We start from the raw sequence: 9,005 nt of genomic DNA, 5'->3' as shown, positions 1-9,005 counted from the left end.
TAAGAGACAGGCGGCGGGGCCGGCCCGGGGCGCGCGGCTGATGGGGGACACGGCGACGTATACGGCTCGGGGTCCGGCCGGAACGGCGGTGGACCCGGCCGCGCAGCTGGCGGGGGAGGCGGCGGGTCCGGCCGCCACGGGCGGAGTCGGAGGCGCCGATCTCGGCTGGCTGCGGCGGGAGCGGAGCAATATCTGTGCTGCCATCACCATGGCCTGTGACAGTGCCGATGAGCGGCTCGGGCCGGCCGGCTGGCGGCTGGCCGATGCCATGCTCGGGTACGTGCGGCTGTGGCCCGGCGATGGTGACTGGGCGAAGGCCGTGCGCGCGGCGGCGCGTTCGGCTGCGCGGAGCGGCAACGGCCGGGCGTACGCCGGAATGCTGCTGAACGCCGCCGACGCCGAGTACCGCGAGGGCCGCACCGCCGCAGAACGCATCCGCGCCCGCGAGGCCCTCGCCGTCGCCCGCACCGCCGGCTGGCGGGCGGGCGAAGGGCTCGCGCTCGCCGCGCTCGGGCGCTCCCACTGGTCGGTCGGCTCCCTGCCGCTCGCCGACCGCTACCTGCGCCGGGCGCTCGCGGTGCACCGCGCCATCGACGATCCCGCCGGAGAGGCGGGCGCGTTGGGCCGGCTGGCCCGCAGCGCCCACGACCGCGGCGACCTCCGCTCCGCGCTGCGCGACTACAAGCGCGCGCTCGGCCTGGCCGACGCGGCCGACTCCCGCTTCGGGCGGGTGCGGCTGCCCGCGCACATCGCGCTCGCCCTGGCCGACCTGGGGCGTTACGAGCAGGCGGCGCGCTGGAGCGAGCCGGCGTACCGGCTGAGCCGGGAGGCGGCCTTCCCGGAGGGCGTGGCGCTCGCCCTGACCTGCCGGGCCGTCGTCCTCGCCAACACGGGCGCGCTGGAAGCGGCGTTGCGCACGGTGGCCGAGGCGCACGCGGCCATCGGGGACCTGGCCGACCCACGCGCCGCCGCCGACTGCCTGAACCGGCTCGCCGGCGTGGAGGCCGCGGCGGGCAGCCCCGGCGCGGCGGAGCGCGGCCACGGCAAGGCGCTGCAGCTGGCGCGGACCACCGGCTACCGCCAGGGCGCGGCGGCCGCGCACGCGGGCCTGGCGGCCGAGCAGGTCGGCCGGGGCCGGTACGAGGAGGCGGCGGCGTCCTGCCGCAGCGCCCTCGCGGCGGCGGGCACGGAGCTGCGTCTGGTACGCGCCCGGGTGCTGCTCGCGCAGGCCGACATCGCCCTCGCGGCGGGCAGCCCGTCGGGCGCCGTGGCCCGGTGCCGCGAGGCGGAGGCCCTGTTCCGGGACGCCGGCGACCGGCTGGGCGAGGTCAGGGCGCTGCTCGCATGGGGGCGGGTGGCGGACGCGGTCCCGGGCCACGGGGCGGCGCTGCGGCCGTGGCGGCGCGGGGTATGGGTGGCGTCGTCGGTGGGGGCGGGGCCCGAGCGGGACACGCTGCGGTCGCTGCTCGGCGTCGACTGAGCGGCCCGCCCGCGCTCAGCTCCGCTCGGGCGGGGGCTTGGGCTCGCCGCGTACGCGCAGCTCTGCGGTCGCGTCCGGATAGCCGGGGCAGCGGACGGTGAACACATACACGTCCGGGTCGTAGACCTCCCTGAAGAGCGTGTTGGTGGCGGCCACATCGGCGCCGTCGAGCAGCACCCGACCCCCCACGGGCGAGTCGTCGCCGCTGTCCCGGGCCTGAACGGTGACCGAACGCCGTCCCTCCACCACATTCGCCGGCACCGCCCTGACCCGCAGCACCCCCGACTTCGGCACCGGGCTCCAGGCGCCCGCGTAATCCCAGGACGCCGTGCCGCCCCACAGGGTGAAGGCCATGCCGTTGACCTCCCGGCCGGCCAGCCCCACGGCCTGGGCCGGGACTTCGAGCCGTATCCACTCGCCGGATACGGGCAGCGCGCCGAAGGAGCGCCGCTCTGCGGTGCCGGGCGTGCCCCAGGGCAGCCGGTCCGCGCCCCAGTACGCCCGGTGCAGCCAGTCCGTGGTGTGCCACTGCAGCATCAGCTGGTCGGGCGGCGCGTCGGGATCGAGCAGCACACAGGCGAACAGCACATCGTCGGCGCCCACCTGGAGGGTCTCAGTGGCGTGCAGGAAGAAGTGCTGGTGCATGCCGTCCACGCGCGACGACCGGTGCAGTACGGACCCGTGGAATGGCCGCGGGTCGGCGGTCCACAGCCAGGAGTCGCTGTCGGTGAACGGCTGTGCGCCCGCCGGGAGTTGATCACCCACCCAGACCCGGTCGCGGCTGTCCACCTCCCGCCACCCGACGATCCAGCACCCCTTGTGCCGCCCCTGGGCGCTGCCGGTGGGCGCCACCGACACCCCCACGTCCACGCGGTCCTGGTGCGCCTGGGTGGTCACGGCCCGCACGCTGTCGGCGTTGATCATGCCGGCGCGGGTGTCGTCGAGGCGGTCCACCCCGCGTACCTCGATCCGCCGCGTCGCCGACGAGGGCGCGAAGTCCGGGCGGATGGTGTCGCCCCAGTCGGCCTGGTCGCCGTTGGTGCCCGGGGTGCACATGACGGAACGCTTGGCGGTGGTGCGGAGGTTGGGGCCGGGGCCGCCGATCTTCACGACCCAGTCGATGGGGTGCATCTCCAGCCAGGCGTGGTGCCGGGTGGGCGGCGTGTCCCAGGGGTCGAGCACGTCCTTCGGGTCGCCGTGCCAGTGGTCCTCCCACAACGGGCCGCGGAGCAGCACGTAGTCCCCGGTCGAAAGGGGGGTGCGGCCGTCCGGATGGTACGGGTGGAAGGGGAAGTACGCGCCCTCGTCGCTGCTGAAGGGGTTCACCCAGCCCTGCGGGGCGGGCCCGCGGCCCACGTAATGCCGGGAGAACAGGCCGCCGATGTTGTACACATGCCAGGCATTCAGCTCCCCGTGGATGCTCTCCGCGTTGCCGGGGAGGATCCAGGAGTTGAGGGTCACGGCGGTGGGCCGCCCGGCCGACAGCGGGGGTCCCGCGGGGAACGGAAGGCTAGGCTCGTCGGTCGGATTGCCCGGATACGAGACGGCGTCCAGGGCGGAGCTCAGGCCGCCGGGGCCGTACAGCCGGTCCAGGAAGACGCTGTCGTAGCGCACTTCGTAGTGGATGTCCTCGATGCCGTGCGGTGCTTCGTTGCGGAACGGCTGCGGCGGCGTGTCGGGGTTCGGGCGCCAGAGCCATCCCGCGACCAGGACGTCGGGGTGCACCCGGTTGGCGAGCGCCTGGCAGTTGTAGTGCCAGCGGCCGGTGACCGAGGTGAAGTCCTCGCCGCAGCCGAAGAACACGTCGGACGGCCGCACGGCCGGGGCCGCGCGCAGCGGGCGCTCGATGTAGCGGGACAGCGTTCCGTCCTCGGCCTCGCGCACCCTGTCGGGCCGCAGCCCTAGACCGCTGAAGTCGGCGGCGGTCAGGGCGAATTTGGTGTCGCCCACCACCAGGAAGCGCTGCGTCGAGGAGCGCTCGTGGACGAGCGAGACGCTGGGTACGGTCAGCACGGCCGGCCGCCTCCGGGATCAGCCGCGCGGCTGCCGCGGCTGCACGCCGCCGCGTACGGCAGCGCGCACCGCGACCAGCCCGGCCGCGGCGCAGAGGGCCACCAGCGGCACGTCGATCAGCAGGAACTCCCAGCCGATCAGGTACTCACCGCTGACGACGGTGGCCAGCACCCCGAGAAGGATCGCTCCGACGAGGCCGGCGAACAGCCGCAGCCCCGGCCGGATGAGAGCGAGGACCGCGCCGAGGACGAGACCGGCGGCGATGGGGAACAACTCGTTCATCTCGCGCCCCCTTCCGGGGTGGGTGAGGCATCGAAGTCTCCCTATGGCGCGACAATAATGGGCGTATCAGGACCTGTCTGTACGACGGATGGCGGTTGACGGCGCGCTACGGCATCCGTGCCGCCAGCGCCGCATACGTCAGCCCCGAGCCGAAGCCCGCCAGCAGGCACACGTCCCCGCTCGCCACCGCGCCCTCGGCGCGCAGCCGGTCCAGCGCCAGCGGGATCGACGCCGCCGAGGTGTTTCCCTGGTCCACCACGTCCCGGGCGATGGCCACCTCGGGCGGGAAGCCCACCGCCTGCGTCGCCGCCTCGATGATGCGGAGGTTGGCCTGGTGCGGCACGAACGCCGCCACATCGCCCGGCGCGAGCCCTGACCGCGCCAGCGCCGCCCGTATCACGTCCGGCAGTTGCTTCACCGCCCAGCGGAACACCGGTGAGCCCTGCATCCGCAGCCGCGGCGGGCCGCCGGGCTCGGCCCGTACGGTGATCGCGTCGATCAGCTCCGTGTCCGTGCCCCACACCACCGGGCCGATGCCCGGCTCCTGACCTTCGCCGACCAGCACCGCACCGGCGCCGTCCGCGAACAGGAACGCCGTCGAGCGGTCGCGCGGGTCCAGCAGGTCCGACATCCGCTCGGCGCCGATCACGAGGACGTGCCGGGCGGAGCCCGCCCGTACCGACGTGGCCGCGAGCGCCAGCGCCACGGTGAAGCCCGCGCACGCCGCGCCGACTCCCGCCGCGCGGGCGGGGATTCCGGCCCGGGCCGCCACGGCCGCCGGCAGGTCGCGGTCCGCACCGGCGACGTCGGACATCGTCGCGACCAGCAGCTCGTCCACATCCCCGGGCGCGACGCCCGCGTCGGCGAGGGCCTTGCCCGCCGCCGTGGCCGCCATCTCGACGAGGGTCTCGTCGGGTGTGGCGAAGGCGCGGGTGCGGATGCCGCTGCGGCGGACGATCCACTCCGGTGAGGAGTCGAGGGTGCGGCAGATCTCGGCGTTGTCGACGCGGCGGCGGGGGCGGTACGTGCCCAGGCCGAGCAGTCGCGGGTGCGTGGTGGTGGTCGTGTTCACGGACGTAATACGCCGGCCGGCGCCCCAACCCTCGTACGGAGCCCGGCTATTGACAGCTACATACCCTGAGTATGTACTTGCATACCAATAGTTTGTCGTTGGAAGGACCGACAATGATCCTGCTCTTATCCGCGGCCGCGACCTTCATGGCGTTCCTCGACACCACCGTCGTCAACGTCGCGTTCCCCGCTCTGGCCGCCGACTTCCCCGGTGCCTCCGTCCCCGACCTGACCTGGGTGGTGACCAGTTACGGCGTGCTGCTGGCCGCGCTGCTCACCCCGGCCGGGCGGTTCGCCGACCTGATCGGGCGGCGCGAGGTCTTCCTCGCCTCCCTCGCCCTCTTCACCATCGCCTCGCTCGCCTGCGCACTCGCGCCGAATGTGCCGTTCCTCATCGCCGTACGGGCCGTCCAGGGCATCGGCGCGGCCGGCATGATCCCGGCCGGGCTCGGGCTCGTACTGGCCGAGACGCCGCCGGAGAAGCGGGCCGCGGCCATCGGGCTGTGGGGCGCGGCCGGTTCGCTGGCCGCCGCGGCCGGGCCGTCACTCGGCGGGCTGCTGGTGAGCGAGATCGACTGGCGGGCCGTCTTCTGGCTGAACGTGCCGATCGGGCTCGCCGTGCTCGCCGCCGGAGCGCGCCGGCTGCCGCACCGGCCCGCGACCGGCAGAAAGCTGCCGGATCTGCCCGGGACCGCATGCGTCACCGTCGGCATCGGCGCGGTGGTGGTCGGGCTGACCAAGGGCGAGGACTGGGGGTGGATGTCCGGGGCCACCTGGGGCTGCATCGCCGGCGGGGGTGCGCTCATCGGCGTCGCGCTGCTGCGGTCGCGGCGGCATGAAGCGCCGGTCATCGAGACGCAGTTGTGGCACACGCGGATGTTCGCCATGGCCAACCTGACGTCGTTCTGCATCGGCGCCGCGCTGTTCGTGTGGTTCCTGTCCGGGCCGCTCTACCTCACCACCATCTGGCACTACTCGATCCTCGAGGCCGGCCTCGCGGTCACCCCGGGCGCGGTCGCCTCGGCCGTCGCCGCGGTCGTCGTGGGCCGCCGGGTGCCGCCGCAGAAGCAGCGGCCCATCGTGGTCGTCGGCCTGATCATCTTCTTCGCCCTCAATGTGTGGGTGTTCAACGTCCTCGGCTCCGAGCCCGACTTCCTCGCCGTCTGGCTGCCGTACGGGACGATCGGCGGCGCGGTGCTCGGTGCCGCGCTCACCAGCGTCACCACCGCCGCGTCGATCTCCGTGCACCCGCTGAAGTTCGCCTCCGGCACCGGGATGAACACCACCGCCCGGCAGTTCGGCGGCGCCCTCGGCATCGCCGCCATGGCCGCTGTCTTCGCTGCCGGCAACCTCGCGCTGCCGCAGGCCTACCTCGACGCCTTCCTCCTCGCCGGCGTCTTCGCGCTCGCGGGCGCACTCCCTGCGCTGTTGCTCTTCGACCGGAAGGGCATGGCCGCGGTCGCCGAGACGCAGCGGCAGGTGCAGGAGCAGATGGCCGCAATGGCCGCGTCCCAGCGGCCGAGCCGCGCGGAGGAGGCCGGGCGGTGAGCGTCCGGCCGGGCGGTCGGGGCGCCGGGGCCGCCGGGGCCGCCGGGCCGGAATTCCCCGGATTGCCGCGAGGGGCGCGCACCGTCCCCGCGTAAAGCCAGCGAACACCGACCACACGAGGTGACCCGAATGACCAGCGTCCTGGACTGGATGGACGACCCCGCGGCAGACCGCGGCATCCACTTCTGCCGGCCCGACGGCTGGGAGTTCCGCAGCTATGCGGAGCTCGCCGGCCAGGCCCTCGCCACCGCGGCATATCTGCGGTCCGAGGTGCCGGGCGGCGGCGTGGTGGCGCTGCAGGTCGAGGAGCCGCGGGTGTTCGTGCCCGCCTTCCTCGGCGCCATGTACGCGGGTCTGACGCCGGCACCCATCGCTTCCCCGCTGACCTTCGCCGGCCGGGGAGCGTATGCCGAGCACGCCGCCGCGATTCTGCGTGCGGCGCGCCCGGCGGCCGTCGTCGCCGACCCGCTCGCGGCCGGATCCGCCGGGCAGGCCGCCGCCCGCGCGGATCTGGCCGCACCCCTGGTCCTGCCCGGGCCCGACGAAGGCCTCCTCGGGCCCGGGCAGGCCACCGGCCGCGGCGCCGCGGAGCTCGCGCTGCTGCAGTTCACCTCAGGGTCCAGCGGCACCCCGAAGGGGGTGCGCGTCACACCGGCGAACCTCGACGCCAACGTCCGCGCCATCCTGGCGTGGCTCGGCGTGACCGACGCCGACTCCTGCTCGTCCTGGCTGCCGCTCTACCACGACATGGGGCTGATCGGGACGTTCCTGGGGTCGGCCGTGGCCGGCATCGACCTGTGGCTGATGGCGCCGGTCGACTTCATCCGCACCCCGGCCAAGTGGCTGGACTGCCACGGCCGTTACGGCGCGACGATCACCACCGCGCCCAACTTCGGCTACGGCTACGCCGCCTCCCGGGTCCGGGACGACGACCTGGCCGGCGCGGACTTCTCGAACTGGCGGGTGGCGATGAGCGGTGCGGAGCGTGTCGATGCCCGCGTAGCCGCCGACTTCGCCACCCGCCTGGCCCCGCACGGCATGCGGCCGAGCGCCTTCGCACCCTGCTACGGCATGGCAGAAGCGACGCTCGCCGTCTCCGGCGTGGCCCCGGGCGTCGGCGCCCGCATCGTCCGCACCGGCGGCCCGCTCACCCCGGGCGCGCAGGTCACTGTCACGGGGAGTGGCCTGCTCGGCCGGGACCGGCCTGAGGAGCCCGAGCGCTGGCTCAGCTCCTGCGGACGGCCGGTGCCCGGGACCCGTATCGACATCGTGGCCGACGACGGGCGGCCGCTGCCCGAGGGGCACTTCGGGGAGATACGGGTCGGCGGCGCGTCGGTGGCGGCGGGATACGAGGGCGCCGCTGCCGACGCGTCCGGGCGGTTCACCGCCGACGGGCTGCGCACCGGCGACGCCGGATTCCTGCTGGACGGCGAGCTGTTCGTCGTCGGGCGGATCGGGGACAGCCTCAAGGTGCGCGGCCGCGCCGTGCACGCCGAGGACCTCGAGGCGGCGCTCGGCGGGCTGCCCGGCGTGCCGCCGGGGCGCTGCGCCGTCGCGCTCGGTACGGACGAGGGGCGCGGGCGCGCCGTGGTCGTCGTCGAGGCGGCCGCGGGCGAGTGGCTCGACCCCGCCGTCACCCTGCTGCGCTCCGCGCTCGGCGACGCCGCCCGCGTCACCTTCGTCACCGCCCGGCGCGGCACCGTCCCGCGGACCTCCAGCGGCAAGCCGCGGCGCCGCCTGCTGTGGCGGCAGGCGAGCGCGGGCGAACTGCCCGGCGAGGTCGTCCACGTGACCTTCGGCCGGGACGAGCACGCCGCCCCGGCCGCCACCATCGCTACCTGACGGGATCATCCATGACCACCAGCACCGCCGCCGGGCTCGTCCTCGACGTGACCGAGACCGAGCCGGAGACCGCCGCCGAACAGCACGGACGGCTGGCAGGATCCGCCGACCTCTACCGCCGCTGGGAACGCCAGCAGTGGGCCGTCGCCAAAGTCGACCCCGCCCGCGACCGGCAGCGGTGGGCCGAGCTGACCCCGTACTCGCGGGAGCAGCTCCTCGGCGCCCTGGCCGAGCTCGAGGTCGGCGAGGTCGCCGTCACCCACACGCTCGGCTCGCTCATCGACGCCCCGCCCACCGAGGACGACCGGATCTTCCTGTGCACGCAACTCGCCGATGAGGCGCGGCACGTGCGGTTCTTCCAGACCTATCTGAGCGACGTCTGCGACGCCGAGCCGGAGTCGACGGCCGCCGCCGACTACGCCCACGTCTTCGCGCCCGAGCTCACCCGCGTCACCGACGCCGTGCGCGCCGACCATGGCGACCGCGAGTCCTGGTACCGGGCGCTGATCTACTACCACCTGATCACCGAGGGCGTGCTCGCCGCCACCGCGCTGCGCACCACCCGCTTCCTCGCCAAGCGGCTGCGCCTGGCCGCGCTGGAGGAGGGGCTGACCAACGTCACCCGGGACGAGTCCCGGCACGTCTCCTTCGGCCTGCGCGCCGCCCGCGACGGCGTCGCCCGCGGCTGGGAACCGGTCGTCACCGACGCCCACTTCGAGGCCATCGCCCCGGCCGCCCGGGTCCTCATCGGCCCGGCCCGCCACAACCC

General features: G+C 74.7%; 6 protein-coding genes and 1 pseudogene. 4 read left to right on the top strand and 3 right to left on the bottom strand.

What is annotated here, in order from left to right; all coding sequences use genetic code 11:
• Positions 1 to 1,480, top strand: a pseudogene (locus G5C51_RS36710) (hypothetical protein); the annotation flags it as partial.
• A gap of 15 nt (positions 1,481 to 1,495) precedes the next feature.
• Here the strand turns inward: G5C51_RS36710 and G5C51_RS36705 are convergent.
• The 3 genes from G5C51_RS36705 to G5C51_RS36695 all read right to left on the bottom strand — a co-directional run bounded on the left by G5C51_RS36705 (position 1,496) and on the right by G5C51_RS36695 (position 4,847).
• Entirely contained in the window at positions 1,496 to 3,493 is a 1,998-nt protein-coding gene (locus tag G5C51_RS36705; protein WP_165244331.1) for a hypothetical protein, read from the bottom strand.
• 18 nt (positions 3,494 to 3,511) lie between these two features.
• Positions 3,512 to 3,775, bottom strand: coding sequence for a Tim17/Tim22/Tim23/Pmp24 domain-containing protein (locus tag G5C51_RS36700; RefSeq protein WP_165244329.1), 264 nt, complete (start codon positions 3,773 to 3,775; stop codon positions 3,512 to 3,514).
• 106 nt (positions 3,776 to 3,881) lie between these two features.
• Positions 3,882 to 4,847, bottom strand: a complete 966-nt coding sequence (locus G5C51_RS36695) for a beta-ketoacyl-ACP synthase 3 (RefSeq protein ID WP_338118438.1) — start codon at positions 4,845 to 4,847, stop codon at positions 3,882 to 3,884.
• A gap of 113 nt (positions 4,848 to 4,960) precedes the next feature.
• On the opposite strand from G5C51_RS36695, the gene G5C51_RS36690 reads away from it, so the two are divergent.
• The 3 genes from G5C51_RS36690 to G5C51_RS36680 all read left to right on the top strand — a co-directional run.
• On the top strand, positions 4,961 to 6,394 hold the full coding sequence (locus G5C51_RS36690) for a DHA2 family efflux MFS transporter permease subunit (RefSeq protein WP_165244327.1): 1,434 nt from the start codon (positions 4,961 to 4,963) through the stop codon (positions 6,392 to 6,394).
• A gap of 129 nt (positions 6,395 to 6,523) precedes the next feature.
• A complete protein-coding gene (locus G5C51_RS36685; protein ID WP_165244325.1) occupies positions 6,524 to 8,236 on the top strand; it encodes an AMP-binding protein in 1,713 nt (570 codons plus the stop codon).
• 11 nt (positions 8,237 to 8,247) lie between these two features.
• Positions 8,248 to 9,005, top strand: a 758-nt coding sequence (locus G5C51_RS36680; protein ID WP_165244323.1) for a ribonucleotide-diphosphate reductase subunit beta, incomplete at its 3' end; no start/stop codon positions are given.

Origin of the sequence: Streptomyces coryli (genome assembly GCF_011044975.1) — a bacterium.
GTDB classification, from domain to species: domain Bacteria; phylum Actinomycetota; class Actinomycetes; order Streptomycetales; family Streptomycetaceae; genus Streptomyces; species Streptomyces coryli.
This window is presented reverse-complemented; position numbering and strand designations above follow the sequence as displayed.